Consider the following 24,479-nt stretch of genomic DNA (forward strand, 5'->3'; position numbering starts at 1 on the left):
GGCGTCGGGGGTTTGTTATCAATGCGCAACCTGCCGGTAGATCGCAGGCAGCGCCGCGGGCAGCCGCTTGATGTTGCCGACGATGGCGTAGCCGCCGCGGCCGAACAGGGTTGGGAAGTAGGATTGCGCGGTGGCGTCCACCGTGACGCCGAAGGCGGCGATGCCGAGCCGGCGCGCCTCCTGCACCGATTTCCGGGTGTCCTCGACCGCGAAGCGACCCTCGTAGTGATCGACGTCGTTCGGCTTGCCGTCGGTGAGGACGATCAGCAGCTTCTTGCGCTGCGGCTGGCGGACCAGCTCGGCCGCGGCGTGACGCACCGCCGTGCCGATCCGCGTGTAATAGCCAGGCTTCAGCGCGCCGATCCGGCGCTCCACCGTCGCGTTCATCGGCTCGCCGAACGCCTTGACCGTTTCGAGCCTCACCCAGGAGCGCCGGCGCGAGGTGAAGGTCAGGAAGCTGTGGTGATCGCCGCAGGCCGAGAGACCGTGGGCGAGCACCAGCAGCGCCTCCTTCTCGACGTCGAGCACGCGGTAGCCGTCGACCCAGGCGTCGGTGGACAGCGAGACGTCGACCAGCAGCGTGACGGCGAGATCGTGGCCTTGCGGACGCATGGCGACATGGATGCGATCGAGACCGCTGCCGCCGCTGCCGGCACGCAGGTCGCATTGCGCCCGCACCAGCGCGTCGAGATCGAGGTCGTGTCCGTCGGTCTGTGCGCGCATCAATTCGTGGCGCGGCCGCAGCACCTCGAAGCGACGGCGCACCTGACGGATGTGCCGGCGCATGGCATCGTCAGGCGTCCAGCTCTCACCCTGCTCGGAGGCCGCGCCTGCGAGCACGCGGCAATGATCCGGCAGATAGGAGCCGCTGCGATAGTTCCATTCGGGATAGGTGAGGTCGGCATTCAACTTCGAGGCATCGACGGCTTCCGGCGGCAGGTCGAGATCGAACTTGAACCGGCTCGCCGGCTTGCCGGTGCGGCGGCTGAGCGTGATCTCCTCGAGATCGTCAGCCGCCTTCTGCGCATCCTCGTCCTCGCTGTCGTCGGCCGGACGGTCGACATTGACCATCTCGGCCATCGCCAGGATCTTCTCGAAGCGGTTGAGCACGAAAGGATCGCGGCGGTTGGCATTGTCCTCGCGCTCTCGGACGGCAAAGCGTTTGCGATCGTTCTCGGCCGCGGCTTCCGCGCCCGGTGCGCATTCGTCCTCGCCGGCGTGAGCGGGCGAGAGATCGCGCGTCCAGCAATCCCCCCAGAGCGGGCACGGCAGGATCGAATGATAGCCCGGCGGCGCCTTGTCCGGCAGCGGGCTCGTTCCCATCATCGCCGGCCACAGCTTGCCCGCGGGCGCCTTGCCGGTTCCGAGCAGGGCCAGCACGATCTGCTCAACCTCCTGCTCGATCCGCGGGAGGGGACGGCAGGGCCGGGCTTCGGCGGTTGCTGCGGCAAGCTTCGCGTAATCGCCGACAAGGCCGGGGAATTGCGTGAGCACAAAGACCGCCGTCTCGCTTGCCCGGCGCAACGCCAGCAGATCCCGCCGCAGCGGATCGGCTTCCGTGATCGTGTCGATCGGCGCGGCGGCGAACCACGCCGCAAGCCAGCGATAGAGCGCCGCGTTGAGCGCACGGTCGGGATAGATCGAGATGCGATCGGGAAGGTAGATGGTCGCAGCATCACGGCCCGGCTGCTCGAGCCGCTCGTCTCCGAGGCCGATGCGCTGTCGCCAGCCGAGCCGGTGCCCCGATCTTCGCGCGCCTGCGCTTGCAATCTGCACCCCGGTCTCGCCGCCGAGCGCGCGGAACATCACCGCGAGCCGCCCCCTCATCTCGGTCAACGCGACGGCGTGTTCGTCGTGAACCGGATAGCTCGCGGTGCCGCCGACCATCCTGTGCCAGGCGCGGCCGACCGTCTCCTCCAGTTCGAGGAAGTCGAGCATCGGTGCGGCCTCACCCGATGACGGCGCGTGCGACGTCCAGCAGCGCCGCCTTGACGTCGGGGTCGTCGGTGAGCGGCTCGATCATGCCGGCCAGCACGGCATCGGCGACCGCCGTGCCCGCGGCGATCAGGGTGGCGCAATAGACGACGAGCCGGGTCGAGACGCCCTCCTCCAGATCGTGCCCCTTGAGCGCACGCAGCCGGCCAGCCAGCCCCACCAGCGGCCGCACCTGCTCCGGCGACAGCCCGCTTTCGGCGGAGACAACGCCGATCTCCTGCTCCGGCGGCAGGAAATCGAATTCGATGGCGACGAAGCGCTGCCGCGTCGAGGGTTTCAGCGCCTTCAGCAGAGTCTGGTAGCCGGGATTGTAGGAGACGACGAGCATGAAGCTGCGCGGCGCCACCAGCTCCTCGCCGGTGCGTTCCAGCGGCAGGATGCGGCGATCGTCGGTCAGAGGATGCAGCACGACGGTGACGTCCTTGCGGGCCTCGACGACCTCGTCGAGATAGCAGATACCGCCGTCGCGCACGGCGCGCGTCAGCGGACCATCGGTCCAGACGGTGTCCCCGCCCCTGAGCAGATAGCGGCCGGTGAGATCGGCGGCGGTCAGATCGTCATGACAGGCGACGGTGTGAAGCGGCAGCCCGAGCCGGGCCGCCATATGCGCGACGAAGCGGGTCTTGCCGCAGCCGGTCGGCCCCTTCAGCAGCACCGGCAGCTGATGGCGCCAGGCGTGTTCGAACAGCGCGCATTCGTTGCCGCTCGCGACATAGGCCGGTAGCTCGGGTCGAGGTGCCGCCACGGCGAGAAGTGCTGCGTTCATGATCTTCCTCCGGAATTCAGAAAGAGACGGCGGCCGCGACAAGCCGCGGCCGCCTTTTGCGTTTACTCAGCCGGCTGCAGCGCGGCGGGAATGACCGCCTGCTTCTCGCGGCTCGGCACCAGCACGGCCCAGACGAACATCAGCGCGGAGATCGCGACGAACACACCGGAGCCGAGCCGGACCCAGTAGAACATCGCGAGCTGGTCCTGCACGTCCATGTAGCCCTGGCCGAGCACGCGCTGGAGATGGACCTGGACGACGCCGGCGAAGGTCAGCGCGAAGGTCATCACCATCATGGCCGTGCACATGATCCAGAAGCTCGTCATGGACAGCCACTGGTTATAGGGCGCACGTCCCTTCAGCTGCGGGATCGCATAGGCCATCACCGACAGGTTCAGCATCACATAGGCGCCGAAGAAGGCGAGATGGCCATGCGCGGCGGTAACCTGCGTGCCGTGGGTGTAGTAGTTCACCGAGGACAGCGTGTGCAGGAAGCCCCACACGCCGGCGCCGAGGAACGCCATCACCGAGCAGCCGACCGACCACAACAGCGCCGCGCGGTTCGGATGCTTGCGGCCGGCCTTCCAGGTCATCTGCACCGTGAAGATCACCATCGTGAAGAACGGCGCGACTTCGAGCGTGGAGAACAGCGAACCGATCCACTGCCAGTAGCCGGGCGCGCCGATCCAGTAGAAGTGGTGGCCGGTGCCGAGGATGCCCGAGAACAGGGCAAGACCGATGATGACGTAGAGCCACTTCTCGACCACCTCACGATCGATGCCGTTGAGCTTGATCATGAGATAAGCGAGCACGGAGGCCATGATCAGCTCCCAGACGCCTTCGACCCAGAGATGGACGACGTACCACCAGTACATCTTGTCGACGGCAAGGTTCACCGGATTGTAGAAGGCGAACAGAAAGAAGATCGCGACGCCCCACAGACCAAACAGCAGAATGTTGGTGATCGTGGTCTTGCGGCCCTTCAGCGCCGTCATCGTGACGTTGAACAGGAACATCAGGCAGACGACGACGATGCCGATCTTGAGGATGAAGGGCTGTTCGAGGAACTCACGGCCCTCGTGATAGTGGAAGAGATAGCCGACCACGGCGACGCCGGCCGCGCCGAAGAACAGCCAGAACTGGATCTTCGCCAGCAGCGGGCTATAGAGCTCGGTCTCGGTCTCTTCCGGGAGCAGGAAGTAGGTCGCGCCCATGAAGCCGATCAGCGACCACACGATCAGCGCGTTGGTGTGGATCATCCTGACGATGTTGAACGGCAGGAGGGCCGACAACGTGTTGGGCAGGACGTAGATGGTTCCGGCGAGAAGGCCGAACAGGACCTGGGCCAGGAACAGGGTCAGCGCGCCGTAGAAATACAGCATCGCGACTTTCTGGGTTTGATATTTCATCTCGGGTTCTCTCTGTCTTGAAAGAGGAAGGCGCTCAGCCGGCCTTGTTCGGCGGCCATTCCTGCCGCTTGATCTTGCTGGTCCATTCCAGGAAGTCGGCGAGATCGTCGAGCTCCTGATTGGTGAGGTTGAACTGCGGCATCTGCCGCCGGCCCGGCGCACCGGAGGGCTGCGACTGCATCCACGCCTTCAACGTCTCGCGCGCTGCGGCCGGGTCCTCGTTGCCGCCCCAGCGATCCCAGACGTTGCCGACCTCAGGCGCGAAATAGGCGCCCTCGCCGAGCAAGGTGTGGCAGTTGATGCAGGAGTGCTTCTCCCAGACATGCTTGCCGCGGGCGACCGACGACGTCAGCGTCGTTGCGTCCGTGGAGGTCGTGGCGATGTAGTAGTGGCTGTGCGCCGTCAGCCCTATGAAAATGGCGAAGAAAAAGGCCGAGCCGCCGTAGAACACGTTTCGAGCGGCCGACTTGGTCAGGCGTTCAGCCATTGCCAATCCTTTCCGGTTTGAGTCGCAAAATTCGGTGATGCGATTTATTGCCGAAGGGCGCCGCTCAATCTTTGTCGAAGCGCAACGAGCGCGAAGATGCGCGACATGGGGGTCAGATCAGAACGACGATGGCGGATGCGAGCCACGCGAACAGCACCACGATGAGGATCCAGGCACTGACGAGGCCGCGCCAGAGCGCCGGTGCCGCGCGAAGGTCGAGGAAGTCAAGCACGACGCGGCGGCCCTTGAGGGCGGCGAAGGTCAGCAGCAAGGCATTGGCGAACAAGGGTCGCGACACCAGCGCCGGAACCAGAAGGGTCGCGAGCGCGAGGCCGATCAACACGATCCAGGTGAGGTCGAGACGATCGGGAATCACGGGTGCACCAGATAGATGATGGGAAACATGACGATCCAGAGCAGGTCGACCATGTGCCAGAACGCGGTTCCGGTCTCGACGCTTGCCGCCCGGGCGCCCCGGGAAACCACGGCGAGAATCACGATGCCGAGGCCGACATGCAGGAGATGGAATCCGGTGAGGAGGAAGTACAGCGTGAAGAACGGACTGGTCTCCAGGCCGTTTCCCGACGCGATCTCGCCGGCATATTCGAGCAGCTTGACCGCGATGAAGAGCGCGCCGAGCGCCATGGCGCCGAACAGCCAGCCGCGTGCACGTCCCCTGTCGCCGGCGCGTGCTGCAGCCGTCGCCCGTGCGGCAGCCCAGCCGCTGGTCACCAGCACGATGGTGTTGAGTCCCGCCAGATGCGCATCAAGGGTGGACTGACCGGCCGCGAACACCGCTGGGTGAAGCGCACGAGCGACGACGAAAGCACCCAGGAACAGGCCGAACGCGGCGAGCTCGCTGAAGATGAGCACCCAGATCATGGGATCGCCGGGAAGATCTTCCAGGATTCCCCAGCCGCTGCCTGGTTGTTCGAGGTCCGTCGCCGACATCTGCCTTCCGCATCAAGCCGCCGGACAGATATCCCACGTGCGCCGTTCCGACTTTGTCGCCGGACAAATAGTGCAACCGGCCAAAGGCGCGTTTGCGCTGCCGCAACGTTCCGCCCGCCCCGCCGTCATAGGGTGGATGCCATCGGGCGGTTCCGCAAAACGGCGAGCGAAGAGATGAGCGATGCACAGATCGGGCTGATGACGGCGACCCCCATCATCATCGTGTTCGCCCTCGCGCTCCGGCGAATGGGGGTGCTGTCGACCGTGGCAACGATATCGGCGGTGAGCCTGTCCGTCGCGATCGCGGCGGTGTTGTTCACGACGCAATCACCGCTGCCGTAGCGCCGTAGTCGTCGGGTGGGCAAAGCGTAGCGTACCCACCACTTCTTTCGATCGGAGAAGCGGTGGTGGGCACGGCGCGTTGCGCCTTTGCCCACCCTACAAGACCTTCTCTGCGGCTACCGTCGCTGGTTATACACGTCGATACACACCGCCCCGAGCAGCACCAGGCCCTTGATGACCTGCTGATAGTCGATGCCGATGCCGAGGATGGACATGCCGTTGTTCATCACGCCCATGATCATGGCGCCGACCACGGCGCCGCCGACCCGACCCACGCCGCCATAGGCCGAGGCGCCGCCGATGAAGCAGGCGGCGATGACGTCGAGCTCGAAGCCGAGCCCGGCCTTCGGGGTCGCGGTGTTGAGGCGCGCGGCGAAGACGAGGCCGGCCAGCGCGGCGAGCACGCCCATGTTGACGAAGGTGAGAAAGGTCAACCGCTCCGTCTTGATGCCCGACAGCTTCGCCGCCTTCGCATTGCCGCCGACTGCATAGACCTGCCGACCGATCACGGTGCGACGAGTGACGAAGCCGTAGAGCGCGATCAACGCGGTCATGATCACCAGCACGTTCGGCAGGCCGCGATGCGAGGCGATCAGATAGGTGAAATAGAGCACGGCGCAGGCGAGCAGGACGCTCTTGCCCAGGAAGAACGCGTAAGGCTCGACCTCGATGCCATGCGCTTGCTCGCGCGACCGCCCCTTGGCGCTGGCATAGACGAGGCCGAGCGCGAGCACGGCGCCGATCAGCATGGAGGTCGGATGCAGCGTGCCGGCCTCGGGCAGAAGCTCCGGAATGAAGCCGGAGGACAGCTTCTGGAAGGTTGCCGGGAACGGGCCGAGTGACTGGCCCTGCAGCACCGCGAGGGCGAGCCCCTTGAACACCAGCATGCCCGCCAGCGTGACGATGAAGGACGGAATGCCGAAATAGGCCACCCAATAGCCCTGCGCCGCACCGATCGCCGCCCCCAGCAGCAGGCAGGCGATGAAGGCGAGCGTGTAGTCGACCTTGTAGGTCACCATCAGCACGGCGGCGACCGCGCCGACGAAGCCAGCGACCGAGCCGACCGAGAGATCGATATGGCCGGTGACGATCACCAGAAGCATGCCCAGCGCCATGATGACGATGTAGCTGTTCTGGAGCACCAGGTTGGTCAGGTTGAGCGGCTGCAGCAGCGTGCCGCCGGTCATCACCTGGAAAAACAGCATGATCGCGATCAACGACATCAGCATGCCGTAGTTGCGCAGATTGTTCTTGATGAAGCTGCCGTGCCGGCGCTCCTCGGGCAGCGATACCGTCTTGTCGGTCATGGCTGCATTCCTCCCATTTCCGCGGCCGCGGGCGCGGCGTTCCCAATGTTTCGTTCGTTGCGCATGATGGCGCGCATGATCTTCTCTTGCGTCGCGTCCGCGCCCTTGAACTCGCCAACGAAGGCGCCTTCATTCATGACACAGATGCGGTCGCAGATGCCGAGCAGTTCGGGCATCTCCGAGGAGATCACCACGACGCCGCGGCCGGCCTCCGCCAGCTCGTTGATGATACAGTAAATCTCGTACTTGGCACCGACGTCGATGCCCCGCGTCGGCTCGTCCAGGATCAGGACTTTCGGGTCGGTCATCAGCCATTTCGACAGCACCACTTTCTGCTGGTTGCCGCCGGAGAGCTGGCCGGTCTCCTGGTAGACGTCGGAGCAGCGGATGCGCATGCGGGTGCGGTAATCGCTGGCGACCTTCAGCTCGGCGATGTCGTCGATCACCCGGCTCGGCGCGACCTGGTCGAGGCTCGCAAGCGTGATGTTCTTGCGGACGTCGTCGGCCAGGATCAGGCCGAGCTGCTTGCGGTCCTCGGTGACATAGGCAAGGCCGGCGTCGATCGCCGCCGCGACGCTCGGCAGCACGATCTCCCGCCCCTCTAGCCGGATCGTGCCGCTGATATTGGTTCCCCAGGAGCGGCCGAACAGGCTCATGGCAAATTCGGTGCGGCCGGCGCCCATCAATCCGGCAATGCCGACGACCTCGCCGCGCCTGACGCCGAAATTGACGTTCTTGATCACCTGCCGCTCGGGATGGATCGGGTGGTAGACCGACCAGTTGGCGACGTCGAGCACGGGCTCGCCGATCTTGGCGCTACGCTCCGGGAAGCGGTGGGCCATATCGCGATTGACCATGCTGCGGATGATGCGATCTTCCTGGATCGGCTCGGCATGGCAATCGATGCTGTCGACGGTACGGCCGTCGCGCAGCACGGTGATGTGGTCGGCAACCCTGGCGACCTCGTTGAGCTTGTGCGAGATCAGGATCGAGCCGATGCCCTGCTGGCGGAAGGCCATCAGGCGCTCGAGCAGCGCGGCGCTGTCGGCCTCGTTCAGGCTGGCGGTCGGCTCGTCCAGGATCAGCATCCGCACCCGCTTGGACAGCGCTTTGGCGATTTCGACCAGTTGCTGCTTGCCGACGCCGAGATCGGTGATCAGCGTATCCGGAGACTCTTTCAGGCCGACCTGGGCCAGCAATTCCTGCGTGCGCCGGTACACCTCGTCGCGATCGATCACGCCGAGCTTCGAGGGCGGATGCGACAGGAAGATGTTTTCTGCGATCGACATCAGCGGGATCAGCGCCAGCTCCTGATGGATGATGATGATGCCGAGCGCCTCGGAATCGTTGATGTCGCGGAAGCGCCGCTCCTCGCCTTCGAAGACAATGGTGCCCTCGTAGCTGCCGTACGGGTAGACCCCGCTCAGCACCTTCATCAGCGTCGACTTGCCGGCGCCGTTCTCGCCGACGAGCGCGTGGATCTGCCCGGCGTGAACCGAGAAGTTGACGTCGCGCAGCGCCTGCACACCGGCGAAGCTCTTGCTGACGTTGCGCATCTCCAGCATGGCGGTCATGGCAATGTGTCCCTCAATCGTCGTCATTCCGGGGCGATGCGAAGCATCGAACCCGGAATCTCGAGGTTCCGGGTTCGCCCTTCGGGCGCCCCGGAACAACGGAGTACAACCTTACTGGAACTGCGCCTTCTTGTAGTAGCCGCTGTCGACCAGGACCTTCTCCCAATTGTCCTTGTAGACCACGACCGGCTTGAGCAGGTAGGACGGCACGGTCTTGACGCCGTTCTCGTAGGTCTTGGTGTCGTTGACCGTGACCTGCTTGCCGGCGAGCGCGGCGTCGACCATGTCCGCGGTGACCTTGGCGAGGTCGCGGGTGTCCTTGAAGATGGTCGAATATTGATCGCCGCGCAGCATCGCCTTGATCGAAGGCACCTCGGCGTCCTGCCCCGAAATGATCGGCATCGGCTGACCGGCGCTGCCGTAGCCGACGCCCTTCAGTGACGAAATGATGCCGATCGAGATGCCGTCATAGGGCGACAGCACGGCGTTGAGCTTCTTGTTGCCGTAATAGGCGCTGAGCAGGTTGTCCATGCGGGCCTGGGCCGTGGCGCCGTCCCAACGCAGGGTCGCGACCTTGTCCATGCCCATCTGGCCCGAGGCGACGACGAGCTTGCCGCTGTCGATGTAGGGCTTCAGCACGCTCATCGCGCCGTTGTAGAAGAAGTAGGCATTGTTGTCGTCCGGCGAGCCGCCGAACAGCTCGATGTTGAACGGCCCCTTGCCTTCCTTCAGCCCGAGCCCCTGCTCGATCGATTGCGCCTGCAAGACGCCGACCTGGAAATTGTCGAAGGTCGCGTAATAGTCGACGTTCGGCGTGCCGCGGATCAGGCGGTCATAGGCGATCACGGTGATGCCTTTTGCCTTCGCCTGCTTGAGCACGTCGGACAGCGTCGTGCCGTCGATCGCGGCGATCACAAGCGCTTTCGCGCCCTTGGTCACCATGTTCTCGACTTGCGAGAGCTGGTTCGGAATGTCGTCCTCGGCATATTGCAGGTCGGTGTTGTAGCCGCGTTCCTTCAGCACCTTGACCATGTTGTTGCCGTCGTCGATCCAGCGCGCCGACGACTTTGTTGGCATGGCGATGCCGACGGTCGCCTTGTCCTGGGCGGCAGCGGGAAGGCTCGTGGCCATCGTCGCAGCGCCCGCCAGCGCCAGTGCGAGGAATGCGGTCTTCAGTTTCTGCATGTTTCACTCCCTTGGGTGTTCAGATTGTCGGTTGGTATCGTCGAGAACGTGCCGTGGTTGCTTTCTTGTCTCCTATGCGAGCTTGACATCGGGCTCCGCGCGACCGCGCGCGGAGGCCTCCAATAGAAAGGTGTAACCGGCTTGCGGATCGGCGGCGCGCGCGGCCGTGTCCATGTCCTGCCAGGCGGAGGTGACGAGGAGGCGCGACAGGTCGGGGCCGACGAAGGCCGGGCAACTCGCCTGCCGTGCCGGCACGCCAAGCGAACGCAGGCGTTCGCCTTGCGGAGAATAGACGTCGATCCGGCTCGCGCCCCAGCAGGCGTTCCAGATCTGCCCGTCGGCGTCGCACACCGAGCCGTCAAGACCGCCAATGCCGGTGTGACGCAGCAACACCTCCGGCTCGCCGCGCGGCAGGCCGGTCGCGGGATTGAGCGGCACCGCATAGAGCACGGCGCGCGGAGTGTCGGTGAAGTAGCCGGTAGCGCCATCCGGCGAGAAGCAGATCGAATTGGGGATGCTGATGCCGGGAAACAGTGTCGAGATCTTGCCGCGATGGAGCGCGTAGATCGCCCCGGCTTTCGGCTCGGCCTTCTTGCCCATGGTGCCGATCCAGAACGTGCCGGACTGGTGCACACGGCAATCGTTGGAGCGCGTGACCGGATTGTCCGCCTCGAGCGCAAGGAACAGCGTCATGGCGCCATCGGCGAGCTTGCGGATGTAAAGCCCGTCTTCGGCGACGATCAACTGCCGTTCGGCATCGATGCGCCCGAGCGCGCTTGCCATCCGGCCGAGCGCATGGACGCGGATGCTGCCGCTGCCGAGTTGCGCCTCGAACAGCCGTCCCTCGCGGATGTCGAACCACCAGGCGGTGTCGGTGGTCACGTCATAGGTCGGGCCCTCGCCGAGATGGCAGGGATCGTCCGAGAGAACGGTGGTCGGCACCTGCTCCATCATGGCGTCCTCACTGCAAAGCGATACACCGTGTGATGGCGATAGACCTGGCCGGGATCGAGGCGCGGGTTCGGAAAATCCGGCCGGTTCGGCGCATCAGGCCAGATGTGCGGCTCCAGGCAAATGGCGTCCGACTGCCGGATCAGCTTGCCGCCCTTCCCCGAAACCGTGCCGTCCAGATAATTGCCGGAATAGACCTGAAGGCCGGGCTGGTCGGTGAACAGCTCCATGATCCGGCCCGAGCGCGGCGCCTCCAGCCTTGCAGCGAGCGCGAGCTTGCCGTCACGGCCGAGGCAATAGGTGTGATCGTAACCCCTGCCGTTCTGCAATTGCTGATCGCCCTGCCGGATGCGCTCGCCGACCGGCCGAGCTTCGCGGAAATCGAACGGCGTGCCGGAAACGCGACGCGGCGGCTCCGGCAAGGGAATTGCGGTGGGGTCGATCGCGAGGAAATGCTCGGCGGCGACCGTCAGGCGGTGGTCGAGGATGGATGTGCCCGACGTTGCGCCGTCGAGATTGAAGAAACTGTGGTTGGTCAGGTTGACGATGGTCGGCCGGTCGCTGCGCGCTTCCATGGAAAGCGACAATTCGGCCGGGCCGGTGACGCGATAGGTCAGGCGGACATCGAGCCGGCCGGGATAGTTCTCCTCCCCGTGCGGACTCGTATAGGCGAGTGTCACTGCGGGCTGCGCGCCCTCGTCGATCTCCACGATCTCCCAGAGCTTGCGGTCGAATCCATCGAGACCGCCGTGCAGCGCGTTCGGCCCGTTGTTGACGGCAAGCTGCACCGTCTCGCCATCCAGCGAAAACCGTCCCTTGGCGATGCGATTGGCGTAGCGGCCGACGGTGGCGCCGAAGAACTTTCGTTCCGCGAGATAGCCGGCGAACGCGTCATGGCCGAGCACGACGTCCTCATGACCGCCCTTCGCATCCGGCGCGATCAGCGCCTGAAGCACCGCACCGTGGGTTATGATCCGCGCTTCGAATCCGCCTGCCCCGCGCAGCACAATGCGCTCGACATCGCGGCCATCAGGCAGTCTCCCGAAGACATCTTTTTCGATTGTTGAGCCAGCCATGTCTAATCCACGAACGGTTCGACAATTGTGCGCTTGCCGAGCAGGAAGGCGTCGGCGACGAGACGCAGCGGTGTCAGATCGACGTCGCTTGCACCGGTCGCCGCGAGCTCGACGAAGCGGCGGTAGAGTCCGCGATATTCCTCATCGGGAGCTTCGGCAAGAACCTTGTCGTCGATGGCCATGCGCGCGCCCCCGCTGGACAAGGTCATCCGGCCGCGATCGGTGTCGACGACAATATCCCAGCTTTGCGGCCCGGTCTGGCGAAAGTCGAACTCGGCGGTCACGGGCAGGCCGCCAATGTCGGTCAGGGTCAGGTTCGCAGCGATCGGCGCCTGGCAGTTGGCAGGAAAGGCAAGTTCGGCCGCGGTGACGAACACCGGCCTAGGCAGGATTCTGGTCAGGATTGACAACGCGTTGATGCCGGGATCGAACACGCCGAGGCCGCCGGGTTCCCAGATCCAGCTCTGGCCGGGATGCCAGACGCGGACATCCTCCTTCCAGCTGATGTGCACCGATTGGATGCGTCGCTCGGCGAGCCATTGTCGCGCCGGCTCGACCGCCGGCGCATGGCGCGAATGCCAGGTCGCAAACAGCGTTCGCTTTGCCTCCGCCGCCATGTCGATCAACGGATCGAGCTCGGCCACGCCGGCGCCCGGCGGCTTTTCCAGCATGACATGCTTGCCGGCAGCAAGCGCCGCGGCCGCCTGTGCGCGCCTCACCTGCGGCGGCGTGCACAGCGACACGGCGTCGATCGGCGGCCCTTCCTCCAGCAGCTCCTCGACGGTCGAGAAGTGCGGCAGGCCCGGCAGCGAGGCATTGCGGCTGGCAATCGCCGCCAGCGTCGCGCCCGGCACCGCGGCAATCGCCCCGACGTGCTGGTCACGCGCGATCTTGCCGAAGCCGACGATGGCAATGCGAAGTTCCGTCACGATCTCTCTCCGGATTCGGCCGATGGCACCGTCTCGGCCGCTGCGGTCTCGATGACCGTGCCCTCATGGCGATGCATGCCGTTGTGAATGACGAAGACCATCGCCTCCGAGGCGGCGTCCGCATCGCCCGCCGCGATCGCATCGACGATGTTCTGGTGCCACAGCAGCACCGTGTCGCGGTCCTCCGGCTCGACCGGGGCGCTGAGCAGGAACGAGGCGCGCAGCGCTGCCTCGATGACGTGGCCGATCGAGCGCATGAACAGATTGCCGGAGGCGCGCGCCACCGCGACGTGAAGCGCGAGGTCGGCATCGGCAAAGCCGACCGAGTCGGACGCTTCGAGCCGCATCCGCTCCATGCTGTGCCGGAGCTCGGCGAGATCCTGCTCGACCGCCGCGCGGCCGCCAGCATCGCCGCGCGCGGCTCGACCGCAAGCCGGATCTCGGCGAGATCGTTCAGGAAACGCTTGTCGATGCCGGCGTCGAGGTGCCAGGCCAGCACGTCGGCATCGAACATGTTCCAGGCGCCGCGCTCGCGCACGACGGTGCCGACCCGCGCCTTGGTGGTGAGCAGCCCCTTGGCGACCAGCGTCTTCACGCTCTCCCGCAGCACCGGCCGCGACACGCCGAACATCGCGATCATCTCGGCGTCGCCCGGCAGGCGCGTCCCCTCCGCGTAACGTCCGGCGATGATGTCGATGCCGATCGAGCGGGCGACCTCCGCGTGGTTGGAGTGAGCCCGCCGCGTCGGGATGACGACGATGCGCGATGTCATGCCGCGGCTCCTGCGCTCTTCGTCGCCGGCCGGCGCGCGAGCGCGACCCGGCTGCCGCCGAGCGCGTAGATGTTGGCGCCGAACCGGGTGAGATGCAGCAGGGCGCCGCCGATGACGAGCACCAGCATGATGATCACAATCGCCGTCAACCGCCCGCCTCCGGGCAACCGCAACGCGGCGTCGAAGACCGCCGGGCGGGCTGCGCGAGCAGCAACGCGGCCGTGGCGCCGGCCGCAAAGAGGGCTTTGAGGGTCGTCAGGCGCGTCTCCCAAGATTTGTCCTGGGCGCCGGATTGGTCGCTGGCGCCCGCAAAGACCGCCCTTTGCGGGCGATGGCGGGCACTATTCCACGGAACAAGGGTTCCGACTAGTCATATTATTTGACTATTTGGGGAAAATGCACGGAGGAGCAGCGCGCGGTTCTATGACACGCTAAGCGGGATTTTGTTCCAGTGATGCAACGGGCAGATGAAGGGAATTTGCGGATTGGATGCAAGTGATCGGTCCGCAACGGCGGCGATAAACGGTCGCGTGCGCTCTTCGGTGGACAGCTCCGCCTCTATCAACCTACGCTTTGCGTATTTTGCGCTGAGGCGAAGAGCTAGATCAGCTTCCGCTGCGCCAGGTTCTTCATCAGCGCGCCGATGCCGAAGGTCCAGGGCTCGCACTCGTCACTGGTGCGCATGCGGTTGACGAGCTTGCCTAGCTGGGGCGCGGCAATCGTGACGATGTCGTCGCGCTTGTGGGTGAAGCCCTGCCCCGGCGCATCGCGGTCCTTCACGGGCGCGAACATGGTGCCGAGGAACAGCACGAAGCCGTCGGGGTATTGATGGATCTTGCCGATGGTCTGCGCGACGAGGTCGGTCGGGTCGCGGCTGATCTTGCTGATGGAGGAATGACCGTCGAGAACGAACCCGTCCGTGCCCTTCACGTTCAGGCTGATGTCGAGCTTGCGCGCATCGTCGAGCGTGAAGCTGTCGTCGAACAGGCGCAGCAACGGACCGATCGAGCAGGAGGCGTTGTTGTCCTTGGCCTTCGACAGCAGCAGCGCCGAGCGCCCCTCGAAGTCGCGCAAGTTCACGTCATTTCCGAGTGCACCGCCGACGATCTTGCCGCGGCTGGAGACGAACAGCACGAGCTCAGGCTCGGGATTGTTCCAGGTCGATTTCGGGTGCAGGCCCGCATCCATGCCGGTGCCGACGGAGGACATGGTCGGGGCCTTGGTGAAGACCTCTGCATCGGGGCCGATGCCGACTTCGAGATATTGGCTCCAGGCGTTCTGGTCGATCAGCACCTGCTTCAGGTGCATGGCCTGATCGGAGCCCGGCTTGAGCTTCGACAGATCGTCGCCGATCAGCCGCGTGACCTCCTTGCGGATCGCCTCGGCCGAGGCCGGATTGCCCTTGGCGCGCTCCTCGATCACACGCTCCAGCATCGAGATGGCAAAGGTGACGCCGGCCGCTTTCAGGGTCTGGAGGTCGACCGGTGCGAGCAGCCAGGGCTTCTTCGGATCACGCCCATCGGGTGCCGTATTGGCCACGATGGCGTCGAGATCGCCGATGCGCTCGCCCTTGGTCGCGCCGAGCGCCTTGGCCGGATCGTCTTCCTCGCAGAGCGCGCTGACGGTCGGAAACTTTGCAGTGACATCAAAGACGCCATCGGCCCGCACGGCGACGACGGCCGGACCGTTCACCTGCGGCAGCCAGACGCGGCCGACCAGCGTCCCCTTCGTTCCATCCTCGGGCAGAAGATCCGTCACCGTCAACGTCGTCATGGCCGCGCCCTCGCTGTTTCTAAGGACCAGCTGCATTTGCAGCCGCCGATCCCATTGGCGAAGACCAATAAACGTCTGGCGGGGAAGTCCAGAGCGGCCGCGAACAGCCGCTATGTCCCTGCCCGCGCCTTTCGCGCCGCGATCTGCTGCAGCGCCCAACGGGCATTCTTGCGGACATCTGGATCGGGATCGTCAGCGATCACGGCGAGGAACGCCTCGCCGTCCGGATGGGCGATCTCGCCGAGGGCGGCGGCCGCTTCTTTGCGCAGGTTGGCCTGGTCGTGGTTGACGCAATGGCCGATCGGCCGCACCGCACGTTCGATCTTCATCCTCCCGAGGCTGCGGATCGCCTTCAGCCGCACCTGCCAGAACTCGTCCGCGAGGCTGGCGACGAGCTGATCAGCCGCGATCGCACCATTGGCGTTCAGGCCCAGTGTCTCCGCGGCCATCTCACGCACCATCCAGTCGCCGTCCTTCAGCGCACGGGTGATGGTCTCGGCCGCCGGCTTCATCTGCGAGAACGCCAGCGCGCTCACGGCGGCACGGCGGACATGGGCGTCGGGATCGTTGATCAGCGCGGTCAGGGCGGGGATGGATTCCTCCAGCTTGAGGAAGCCGATCACGCCGATGGCCTGCACGCGCACGGCGGCATCGGAATCCTGCAGCGCTTCCAGCGCCGGCTTCAGCGTGTCCTTGCAGCGCAATTCCTTGAGCGCACGCAGCGCGCCCATGCGGACGAAGGCGTGGGCGTGCCGGACCAGGGGCAGGATCACCTCGGCGCAGGCGGGATCCTTGAACTCGGCCATGCTGTCGGCCGCGGCGGCCGCGACGATCCTTTCGGGATCGATCAGCAGCTTGACCAGCGCGCTTGCCGCCTCCGGCCCGTCGAACTCGCCGAGCGCCATCGCGACTTGCTGGCGCACGCCGGCGTCGGGATCGTCGACCATGTTGGCGAGATGCGCGACGGCGGCCGGATCGCCGGAATGGCCGAGCGCGATGATGGCGACGCGGCGCTCGGCGGGATCGGCCGCCTGCAACCGCTCGTCGGCATCCTCCAGATCGTCGTAGGATTCGAACGGGCTCGACATGATCACCTCAACAAATAGGGAATGTTGACGGTGACGGCGCCAGTCGGGCAATCTGCCTCGCAGGGCATGCAGTACCAGCACTCGTCATAGGCCATGTAGGCCTTGTTGGTCATGTCGCTGATGCGCAAGACGTCGAGCGGGCAGACGTCGACGCAGACGGTGCAGCCCTTGTCGGCGATGCACTTGGCGTCGTCGACGACCACCGGAACCGAGGTCTGATAGGACGCGAGAGGCATTTGATGTCTCCTGTTGCTTTGGCGCGGTGATCAGGCGGAGGCGCGGATGCGCTGCTTGTCGTAAAGGTCCTTCTCGTCGTCCGCGATCGGGACGACATAGGGCTCGACGGCGCGCTTTTCGCTGGTCATCTTGCCGTCCTGCTTGGACAGCAGCGTGTGGCAGAACCAGTTCTCGTTGTCCTTCTCCGGGAAATCGGTGCGCCAGTGATAGAGGCCCCAGCGGCTCTCCTCGCGGTAGAGCGAGGCGTGCGCGGCCATGTCGGCGCAGTCCATGATCGACTGCACTTCGAGCGCGCGGAGCAGCTCGTGCGCGTTGCGCGCGATCATGCGCTCCTGCATGTCCTCCCGCGCCTCGGCGAGACGGCGCATGCCGAGCTCGTATTTTCGCGTGACCTTCGGCGGCTGGAGATAGTCGTTGACGAGGCGGCGGGTCTTGTACTCGATCTGGTTAGGCGGAATGCCGTCCTCGCGCCTGGTCGGCGCCATCACGCGCTCGCGCTCCATCGCGACGTCGGCCGCATCGAACTCCGCAAAATCATGGCTGTCGGCGAACTCCATGGCGTCGATGCCGGCGACCGCGCCGTTGGTGAAGGCGCCGAGCATGTAATTGTGCGGCACGCTCGCCATGTCGCCGGCGGCGTAGAGGCCCGGCACGGTGGTGCGTGCATTGTCGTCGACGAACACGCCGGAGGCACTGTGGCCCGAGCAGAAGCCGATCTCGGAAATGTGCATCTCGATCGACTCGCTGCGATAGTCGACGCCGCGTCCTTGTTGGAACAGCCCGCGCGTCGGCCGCTCCACGTTGTGCAGCGTGGATTCGATCTCCGAGATGGTGTCCGGATGCAGATGCTTGAGCTGGAGGAACACCGGGCCCTTGCCGGACAACAGCTCGTTGTAGAACTCCAGCATCATCTGGCCCGACCAATAGTCGCATTCGATGAAGCGCGAGCCCTCGTTATTCGCCGTGTAGGCGCCGAAGGGACCGGCGACATAGGCGCAGGCCGGGCCGTTATAGTCCTTGATCAGCGGATTGATCTGGAAGCATTCGAGGTTCGCGAGCGCCGCGCCGGCGTGATAGGCCATGGCGTAGCCATCGCCGGAATTGGCGGCGTTCTCGTAGGTGCCGAACATGTAGCCCGAGGTCGGCAGGCCGAGGCGGCCGGCGGCGCCCATGCACAGGATCACGGCCTTGGCCTTGATCACCAGCATCTCGGCGGTGCGGGTGTTAACGCTCACCGCGCCGGCGATACGGCCGTCCGAGGATTTCAACAGCCGGGTCGCCATGTAGCGGTTGGAGATCAGGATGCGGGCGCGGCGGAGTTGGCGGTAGAGCGCCTTCTTCACGGTCTCGCCGTTCGGCATCGGCAGCACGTAGGTGCCGATGTGGTGCACCTTCTTGACCGCGTAATCGCCGTTCTCGTTCTTCAGGAAGCGGATGCCGAAGCTGTCGAGCTCCTCGATGATCGAGTAACAGTTCTGCGCATATTTATAGACCGCCTTCTGGTCGACGATGCCGTCATTGGCGATGGTGATTTCCTTGGTGTACTGCTCCGGCGTCGCATAGCCGGGGATGACGGCGTTGTTCAGCCCGTCCATGCCCATCGAGATCGCACCGGAACGCTTGACGTTGGCCTTTTCGAGCAGCACGACGTTGGCCTTCGGATTCTTCAGCTTCGCCTTCAGCGCCGCCATCGGGCCGGCCGTGCCGCCGCCGATCACCAGCACATCGCAGGAAACCTCCGAAAGTCCGTCGACGATCTGATCTAGTGCCATCACTTGCTCCTGGTTCGCCGATCTCCGGCGCCTTTGCATCAGAGTTGTTCAGGGGACGTCGCGGCGATAGCAATTAGTTGTCGCCGGAGCGCGATTTGCGCCTCAACGCTCGACAAAGGCCTTCTCGATCACGAAATGACCGGGCCGGCTGTGGTTGCCCTCGACGAAGCCGCGCGCGGAGAACATCGCGTGAAGCTCTTCCAGCATCGCAGGACTGCCGCACAGCATGATGCGGTCGGTCTCGATATCGAGCCCTGATAGCCCGACATCCTCGAACAGCTGGTTCGAGGCGATCAGATCGGTGATGCGGCCGCGATTGCGGAACGGCTCGCGGGTCACGGTCGGGTAGTAGACCAGCTTGTCGCGGATCAGCGGTCCGAAGAATTCGTGATTGCGCAGGCTTTCGACGACATTCTCGCCATAGGCGAGCTCGGAGACCTGGCGGCAGCCATGGGCGAGCACGATGGTCTCGTAGTTCTCGTAGACATCCGGATCCTTGATCAGGCTGGCGAAGGGCGCAAGGCCCGTGCCGGTCGAGAGCAGCAGCAGGCGCTTTCCCGGAATGAGATTGCCGGTGATCAGCGTCCCCGTCGCCTTGCGGCCGACCAGGATGATGTCGCCTTCCCTGATCTTCTGCAGGCGCGAGGTCAGCGGGCCGTCCTGCACCTTGATCGAGAAGAATTCGAGCGCCTCCTCGTGGTTGGCGCTGGCCATGCTGTAGGCGCGCATGAGGGGCCTGCCCTCGACCTCGAGCCCGATCATCGCGAACTGGCCGTTCTGGAAGCGGAAGCCGGGATCGCGCGTCGCGGTGAAGCTGAACAGAGAGTCGGTCCAGTGCTTGACTGACAGAACCGTCTCCTTCTGAAATGCACTCATGATCTCTCCTTATCGATAATCTCAAGGTCTCGGAGAGAGGAGAGTCCGGCAATTCGGAAGTGAGAGTTCCGGTCGATTAGTTTCCCATTTCGCGGAGCGGTGATCGAAATGAGCGCGGTGGTCATGCCCTCCCCGGCAATTAGTTGCTATTCGCGCAAGCCCGCGCCGACATAGATAGAAGCCGGAGGTTCGTCATGACCATGACCGCATTGGTGGCGCCGACCGTGGCCGACTATGAAGCCAGCGCTGATCTCGCCGCGCTTCTCGTCCGCACCACGCAGGACGATGCGCTGAGCGTGTCCGCCGAAACACTCCGCCTCTCCTGCAAATGCGCCCACTGCACCCGCGCCCGCTTCGACGGCCGCTTCCCGGAAACCTTTCCGGGTGTTGCGATCACAGGTATCGGCGATCTCGGCTACGGGCTGAACATCTCGTTCTCGGACGGGCATGACAGGGGGATTTACCCGAAGACGTATCTGCTGAGCCTGGCGGGGCGATAAGGGGGCGCGAACGCCCCTCCCTGCTCCGCTGTCAGTCCCCGCGAAATCGGAGAATCCAGTACGCCGCGGCCCTTCCGCATCCCACTGACGTCTCTGGAATACTGGGTCGCCCGGTTCCGGCTACGCCGAGGCCCACACGAGCGCTCGGCGCGCCGAAGCTTCAGCGAAGGCGGCAAGCCGGGCGACGATGGCGGAGTGAATCTGGCACGGACATTGCTCCTCTTTAGAACGATTTGAACGTTCCGGAGGCAGACGATGTTGCAGGCGGCGAATGCGGTTCGCGGGGCCGTTCCCCCCGGCGGGTCGGCCTGCGGGCAGCTCGTCGCTGCTGCTCACCGAGAACCAGCAATGGATCGGCGGGCCGCCGCCGCTGATGGACAAGCTCTCGCCGCGCGAGCGGGAGCTGGTGCTGAAGCAGGGACGACGAAAGGTGTTGAACCGCGGCCAGACGCTGTTCAACCAGGGCGGCAAGCATGACGGCATCTGGCTGATCGAGAGCGGCCGCATCCGCGTGTTCTACACCTCGCCGCAGGGGCGCGAGATCACGCTCGCCTATTGGCATGTCGGCAATTTCGTCGGCGGCCCCGAAGTGTTCGAAGGCACCGTGCATCAATGGTCCGGCGTTGCGTCCAGCAATTGCAGCGTCGTGCACCTGCCCGGCAAGGAATTGCGGTCCCTGGCCGCCGAGATCCCGAACCTCGCCATCGGCCTGATCGAAGGCCTGACCTTCAAGGGCAAATGCTATTCGGCGCTGGCGCAGATGCTGGGGACGCGCTCGATCACCCAGCGCCTTGCGCATCTATTGCTGCACCTCGTCGAGCTCTATGGCGTCGACGACGCCGACGGCACCGTGATCGCGGCGGCTTTCACCCACGCCGACATCGCCCACATGGTCGGCGCCACCAGGCAGTGGGTCACCATCAGCCTCAAGCGCATGCAGGAAAAGGAATCGTGCAGACCAAGCGGTCGCAGATCGTGGTCTGCAGGACCGACGTGCTGGAGGAGATGCGCGGTCACGCAGCCGACTAGGCGAATTTGCGACCAAGGCCGATGCACAGGCAAGCGGCTTTATAGTGCAGGACTGCCCAAGGAGTATGCAATCACCTTTTCCCGGCAACTAATCGACTGCGGCCACCATTCCGGATTTGCCCTGCCCCCGCCCTCACCCAATCATGGCAACCACAGCACATCCAACCGAATGAGGATGAGAATGGTCCGCCATCTTCCCACGCTCTCGATCGCGATGTCGGCGACGTCGCTGGCGCTGCTCGTCACGCAACCGGCCGCGGCTGAAACCGTCACGCTCGGTATCGGAACGCAGGACACCACGACCAACACCGTGACCGCGGGCGTCGTCATCCGCCAGCTCCATCTCCTGGAGAAATATCTGCCCAAGGACGGCAAATACGCCAACATCAAGTTCGCGCTGGAATGGCAGAACTTCACCTCGGGTCCGCCCGTCACCAATGCGATGATGGCGAACAAGCTGCAGATCGGCATGATGGGCGACTATCCCCTGATCGTGAACGGCTTCACCTTCGAGAGCAATCCCGAGAGCAAGAGCCGGCTGATGGGCATCGCCGCCTACAGCCTGTCCGGCTCCGGCAACGGCATGGTGGTTCACAAGGATTCGCCCTACTACGATCTCGCCGATCTCAAAGGCAAGCTGGTCAGCGTTCCCTTCGGCTCCGCCGCGCACGGCATGGTGCTGAAGGCGATGCAGGATCGCGGCTACGCATCGGACTTCTTCCAGCTCGTCAGCCAGAGCCCCGAGGTCGGCTCGACCAATCTCCAGGAGAAGAAGATCGATGCGCATGCCGACTTCGTCCCCTTCGCCGAGCTGCTGCCGTTCCGCGGCTTCGCGCGAAAAGATCTTCGATGGCGTCGAGACGAACTTGCCGACCTTCCACGGCATCGTGGTCCGCACCGACTTCGCCGAAAAGTATCCGGAGGTCGTCGTCGCCTATTTCAAGGCGCTGATCGCCGCCAATCAGTGGCTGCGCGACGATCCCAAGCTGGCCGCCGAAAAAATCCAGGAATGGACCGGCATCAACAAGGAAGTCGTCTACATCTTCCTGGGGCCGAGCGGCAACATGACCACCGATCCGACGGTGAAGCCCGCCCTGATCGATGCCGCCGCGGCCGACGTCAAGGTTCTCCAGAACCTCGGCCGCATGAAGGAATTCGACCCGAAGAAATGGGTCGACGACAGCTACATCCGCAAGGCCTATGCCGAGATGAAGCTCGACTACGACGCACAATTGGCCAGCACGAAGAATTACGAGATCTCCGGCGAAGATGCCTTCTGCAAGAAGCCGATCGCCGATCCGCGCAAGGCCGGCGAGGTCTGGGTGGATGATGCCGGCATCATGCCCTTCTCGTCCGCCGCCTGCACCCTCGGGGCGTACGCCGACTACAAGGCCAAGGGCAAGAAGATCAACGTCGCCTATGTCTTCGACACGACACGCGGCATCAAGCTGTTCGCCGACCAAGCCTTCTTCGCGGTCGGCAATGGCGAGGTCGCCCCGTTCCTGCTCAAGAAGGACGCCGAAGCCTATGCCGCCAAGGTCGGCGGTAAGGTCCTCGGCTTCGACGACGCGGTGAAGGCCGCCGTCGGCGGAGGCAAGACGTGAGCAGTCCCGCCCTCCTCAGACATCCCGAGGACAGCATGCCGGCAACAGCCATTGCAGAGGCGGGCCCTGCGCCCGCCGCGATCGCCCAGCCCGCGACGCCGCCTTCCTTCGGCACACTCGCGCTGCGCTGGTACCGGCTCAATCGGGCTGGGCTGCGCGCGACCGCGATCGGCGTGATTTCGCTGCTCGCCTTCCTGCTGGTCTGGCATCTGCTGACCACCTATCGCGTCGTGTTCTTCGTGCGCTTCACCAACGTGCCCTCGCCGCTCGCGGTCTATGCAAGCTTCACCACGGCGATCCACGATCCCAAATTCCTGATGCACATCGTGCTGAGCTGCCGGCGCATCTTCATCGGCTTCTCGCTCGCCGCCATCGTCGGCGTGCCGCTCGGGCTAATCATGGGCCGCTTCAAGCTGGTGCACGAGATCATCTTCCCGGTCGCGGAAGTGCTGCGGCCGATCCCGGCGATCGCCTGGGTGCCGATGGCGATCATGCTGTGGCCGACCAACGAGCAGAGCATCGTCTTCATCACCTTCCTCGGCTCGTTCTTCCCGATCCTGGTCAACACGCTGCACGGCATGTCGCTGGTCGATCCCGTGCTGGTGCGCGCCGCGCAATGTCTCGGCGCCCGCGAGCGCTCGATCTTCCGCGAGGTGTATTTCCCGGCCTCGCTGCCGCACATCTTCACCGGCCTCACGGTCGGCATGGGCGTCGCCTGGGTATCGCTGATCGCCGCCGAGATGATCTCGGGTCAATACGGCATCGGCTACTTCACCTGGGAGGCCTATTCGCTGGTCCAGTACGCCGACATCGCGCTCGGCATGATCGCAATCGGCGTGCTCGGGCTCGGATCGAGCATCCTGATCAGAGGCGCCGGAAGATTGGTCATGCCATGGAGGTCGACATGAGCGAGATGATTGCGGGCACGCCGAAGGGCCATGTCGAAGTCAAGAATTTCTCCCTCGCCTACGAGACCATCGAGGGACCGGTGCAGGCCGTCACCGACACGCAGATCCATGTGAAGCCCGGCGAGTTCGTCTCGATCGTCGGCCCCTCCGGCTGCGGGAAATCAACCCTGCTCAACGCGGTCGCCGGCTTCCTCAAGCCGACTACCGGGATCGTCACCGTTGACGGCGAGAAGGTCAGCGGTCCCAGCGCCGAGCGCGGCATGGTGTTCCAGCAATATTCGCTGTTTCCCTGGAAGACGGTGCGTGAGAACGTCGAGTTCGGACTGAAGATGCGCGGCATGCCGCGCTCGCAACGCGAGCGCGCGGCACGTACGCTGCTCGGCCTTGCCGGGCTTGAAGCCTTCGAGAAGCACTACCCCGAAAAACTCTCCGGCGGCATGAAGCAGCGCGTCGGCATCGTCCGCGCGCTTGCGACAGGGCCGAAGGTGCTGCTGCTGGACGAGCCGTTCGGTGCACTCGACGCGCAGACCCGCGTCATCATGCAGCAGATCCTCACCAACATGTGGCAGCGGCTCAAGATCTCCGTGCTGTTCGTCACTCACGACATCGACGAGGCGATCTTCCTGTCCGATCGCGTCTACTGCATGACCGCGCGCCCCGGCTCGATCAAGGCGGAGATCCCGATCCCGCTGGAGCGGCCGCGGCAGCAATCGATGATGATGTCGTCGGAGTTCCTGGCGCTGCGCCGCGGGCTAATGTCGCTGATCCGCGAAGAGAGCCTGAAGGCGATGGGCGGCGAGATCAGCGACATGGGCATGCAGGGGCTGAGCATCGAGCTGCATGGGCACTCCCTGGCGGATGTGATCTGACTGGCTCTCCCGCGCACAACGATGACAGTCTCGTAGGGTGGGCAAAGCGCAGCGTGCCCACCACCTGTCGCGATACTGG

General features: G+C 64.7%; 21 protein-coding genes and 4 pseudogenes. 6 read left to right on the forward strand and 19 right to left on the reverse strand.

Translation table 11 applies throughout. The features are described 5' to 3' along the window. Positions 1-18 precede the first annotated feature (18 nt). The 6 genes from ACETMP_RS11790 to ACETMP_RS11815 all read right to left on the reverse strand — a co-directional run bounded on the left by ACETMP_RS11790 (position 19) and on the right by ACETMP_RS11815 (position 5,608). Complete coding sequence (locus tag ACETMP_RS11790) at positions 19-1,938, reverse strand: nitric oxide reductase activation protein NorD (protein ID WP_375161078.1); 1,920 nt, start codon at positions 1,936-1,938, stop codon at positions 19-21. A gap of 10 nt (positions 1,939-1,948) precedes the next feature. Next, positions 1,949-2,761: a CbbQ/NirQ/NorQ/GpvN family protein gene (locus ACETMP_RS11795; protein WP_375161079.1), complete on the reverse strand. Its 813-nt coding sequence runs from the start codon at positions 2,759-2,761 to the stop codon at positions 1,949-1,951. A gap of 62 nt (positions 2,762-2,823) precedes the next feature. Continuing rightward, positions 2,824-4,170, reverse strand: a complete 1,347-nt coding sequence (locus ACETMP_RS11800) for a cbb3-type cytochrome c oxidase subunit I (protein WP_375161080.1) — start codon at positions 4,168-4,170, stop codon at positions 2,824-2,826. 34 nt (positions 4,171-4,204) lie between these two features. After that, complete coding sequence (locus ACETMP_RS11805) at positions 4,205-4,657, reverse strand: c-type cytochrome (RefSeq protein WP_375161081.1); 453 nt, start codon at positions 4,655-4,657, stop codon at positions 4,205-4,207. A 112-nt stretch (positions 4,658-4,769) separates the two neighbouring features. Beyond that, positions 4,770-5,030, reverse strand: a complete 261-nt coding sequence (locus ACETMP_RS11810) for a cytochrome C oxidase subunit IV family protein (protein ID WP_375161892.1) — start codon at positions 5,028-5,030, stop codon at positions 4,770-4,772. Then, positions 5,030-5,608 (reverse strand): cytochrome c oxidase subunit 3 family protein, encoded by a 579-nt coding sequence (locus tag ACETMP_RS11815; RefSeq protein ID WP_375161082.1) that lies wholly within the window; start codon positions 5,606-5,608, stop codon positions 5,030-5,032. Before ACETMP_RS11815 ends, ACETMP_RS11810 begins: the two co-directional genes overlap by 1 nt. 174 nt (positions 5,609-5,782) lie before the next feature. On the opposite strand from ACETMP_RS11815, the gene ACETMP_RS11820 reads away from it, so the two are divergent. After that, positions 5,783-5,950: a hypothetical protein gene (locus ACETMP_RS11820; RefSeq protein WP_196236017.1), complete on the forward strand. Its 168-nt coding sequence runs from the start codon at positions 5,783-5,785 to the stop codon at positions 5,948-5,950. A 116-nt stretch (positions 5,951-6,066) separates the two neighbouring features. Here the strand turns inward: ACETMP_RS11820 and mmsB are convergent, their stop codons facing one another. The 13 genes and pseudogenes from mmsB to ACETMP_RS11885 all read right to left on the reverse strand — a co-directional run bounded on the left by mmsB (position 6,067) and on the right by ACETMP_RS11885 (position 19,490). After that, positions 6,067-7,257, reverse strand: coding sequence for a multiple monosaccharide ABC transporter permease (gene mmsB / locus ACETMP_RS11825; RefSeq protein WP_257177625.1), 1,191 nt, complete (start codon positions 7,255-7,257; stop codon positions 6,067-6,069). Continuing rightward, complete coding sequence (gene mmsA / locus ACETMP_RS11830; protein ID WP_375161083.1) at positions 7,254-8,831, reverse strand: multiple monosaccharide ABC transporter ATP-binding protein; 1,578 nt, start codon at positions 8,829-8,831, stop codon at positions 7,254-7,256. Before mmsA ends, mmsB begins: the two co-directional genes overlap by 4 nt. Positions 8,832-8,942: 111 nt before the next feature. After that, positions 8,943-10,016, reverse strand: coding sequence for a multiple monosaccharide ABC transporter substrate-binding protein (gene chvE, locus ACETMP_RS11835; protein WP_257193866.1), 1,074 nt, complete (start codon positions 10,014-10,016; stop codon positions 8,943-8,945). A gap of 72 nt (positions 10,017-10,088) precedes the next feature. Continuing rightward, on the reverse strand, positions 10,089-10,967 hold the full coding sequence (locus ACETMP_RS11840) for an SMP-30/gluconolactonase/LRE family protein (protein WP_375161893.1): 879 nt from the start codon (positions 10,965-10,967) through the stop codon (positions 10,089-10,091). Continuing rightward, positions 10,967-12,043, reverse strand: coding sequence for an aldose epimerase family protein (locus ACETMP_RS11845; RefSeq protein ID WP_375161084.1), 1,077 nt, complete (start codon positions 12,041-12,043; stop codon positions 10,967-10,969). Before ACETMP_RS11845 ends, ACETMP_RS11840 begins: the two co-directional genes overlap by 1 nt. Before the next feature lie 2 nt (positions 12,044-12,045). Then, positions 12,046-12,972, reverse strand: a complete 927-nt coding sequence (locus ACETMP_RS11850) for a Gfo/Idh/MocA family protein (RefSeq protein ID WP_375161085.1) — start codon at positions 12,970-12,972, stop codon at positions 12,046-12,048. Further along, positions 12,969-13,744, reverse strand: a pseudogene (locus tag ACETMP_RS11855) (FadR/GntR family transcriptional regulator). Before ACETMP_RS11855 ends, ACETMP_RS11850 begins: the two are co-directional and overlap by 4 nt. Positions 13,745-13,791: 47 nt before the next feature. Next, positions 13,792-13,932 (reverse strand): annotated as a pseudogene (locus tag ACETMP_RS11860) (sugar ABC transporter permease YjfF); the annotation flags it as partial. Positions 13,933-14,344: 412 nt separating this feature from the next. Next, positions 14,345-15,517, reverse strand: coding sequence for a fumarylacetoacetate hydrolase family protein (locus ACETMP_RS11865; RefSeq protein ID WP_375161086.1), 1,173 nt, complete (start codon positions 15,515-15,517; stop codon positions 14,345-14,347). A 110-nt stretch (positions 15,518-15,627) separates the two neighbouring features. Further along, positions 15,628-16,605 (reverse strand): HEAT repeat domain-containing protein, encoded by a 978-nt coding sequence (locus tag ACETMP_RS11870; protein ID WP_375161087.1) that lies wholly within the window; start codon positions 16,603-16,605, stop codon positions 15,628-15,630. Between the two features lie 2 nt (positions 16,606-16,607). Then, a complete protein-coding gene (locus ACETMP_RS11875) occupies positions 16,608-16,841 on the reverse strand; it encodes a ferredoxin family protein (RefSeq protein ID WP_007593252.1) in 234 nt (77 codons plus the stop codon). Between the two features lie 30 nt (positions 16,842-16,871). Then, positions 16,872-18,614, reverse strand: coding sequence for a fumarate reductase/succinate dehydrogenase flavoprotein subunit (locus ACETMP_RS11880; RefSeq protein ID WP_375161088.1), 1,743 nt, complete (start codon positions 18,612-18,614; stop codon positions 16,872-16,874). A gap of 102 nt (positions 18,615-18,716) precedes the next feature. Continuing rightward, the gene (locus tag ACETMP_RS11885) at positions 18,717-19,490 is read right to left on the reverse strand and encodes a ferredoxin--NADP reductase (RefSeq protein ID WP_375161089.1); all 774 of its coding nucleotides are present in this window, start codon (positions 19,488-19,490) and stop codon (positions 18,717-18,719) included. 194 nt (positions 19,491-19,684) lie between these two features. Here ACETMP_RS11885 and ACETMP_RS11890 point away from each other — a divergent pair, with 194 nt between their 5' ends. The 5 genes and pseudogenes from ACETMP_RS11890 to ACETMP_RS11910 all read left to right on the forward strand — a co-directional run bounded on the left by ACETMP_RS11890 (position 19,685) and on the right by ACETMP_RS11910 (position 24,400). Continuing rightward, positions 19,685-19,990: a gamma-butyrobetaine hydroxylase-like domain-containing protein gene (locus ACETMP_RS11890; RefSeq protein WP_375161090.1), complete on the forward strand. Its 306-nt coding sequence runs from the start codon at positions 19,685-19,687 to the stop codon at positions 19,988-19,990. A gap of 255 nt (positions 19,991-20,245) precedes the next feature. Further along, positions 20,246-21,019: pseudogene (locus ACETMP_RS11895) on the forward strand (Crp/Fnr family transcriptional regulator). A gap of 181 nt (positions 21,020-21,200) precedes the next feature. After that, positions 21,201-22,623, forward strand: a pseudogene (locus ACETMP_RS11900) (ABC transporter substrate-binding protein). Then, complete coding sequence (locus tag ACETMP_RS11905; protein WP_375161091.1) at positions 22,620-23,531, forward strand: ABC transporter permease; 912 nt, start codon at positions 22,620-22,622, stop codon at positions 23,529-23,531. The pseudogene ACETMP_RS11900 and the gene ACETMP_RS11905 overlap by 4 nt, the downstream one beginning before the upstream one ends. Further along, the gene (locus tag ACETMP_RS11910; protein WP_375161092.1) at positions 23,516-24,400 is read left to right on the forward strand and encodes an ABC transporter ATP-binding protein; all 885 of its coding nucleotides are present in this window, start codon (positions 23,516-23,518) and stop codon (positions 24,398-24,400) included. Before ACETMP_RS11905 ends, ACETMP_RS11910 begins: the two co-directional genes overlap by 16 nt. Positions 24,401-24,479: the final 79 nt, after the last annotated feature.

Origin of the sequence: Bradyrhizobium dasycarpum, assembly GCF_042019905.1 — a bacterium.
Lineage (GTDB): Bacteria > Pseudomonadota > Alphaproteobacteria > Rhizobiales > Xanthobacteraceae > Bradyrhizobium > Bradyrhizobium japonicum_B.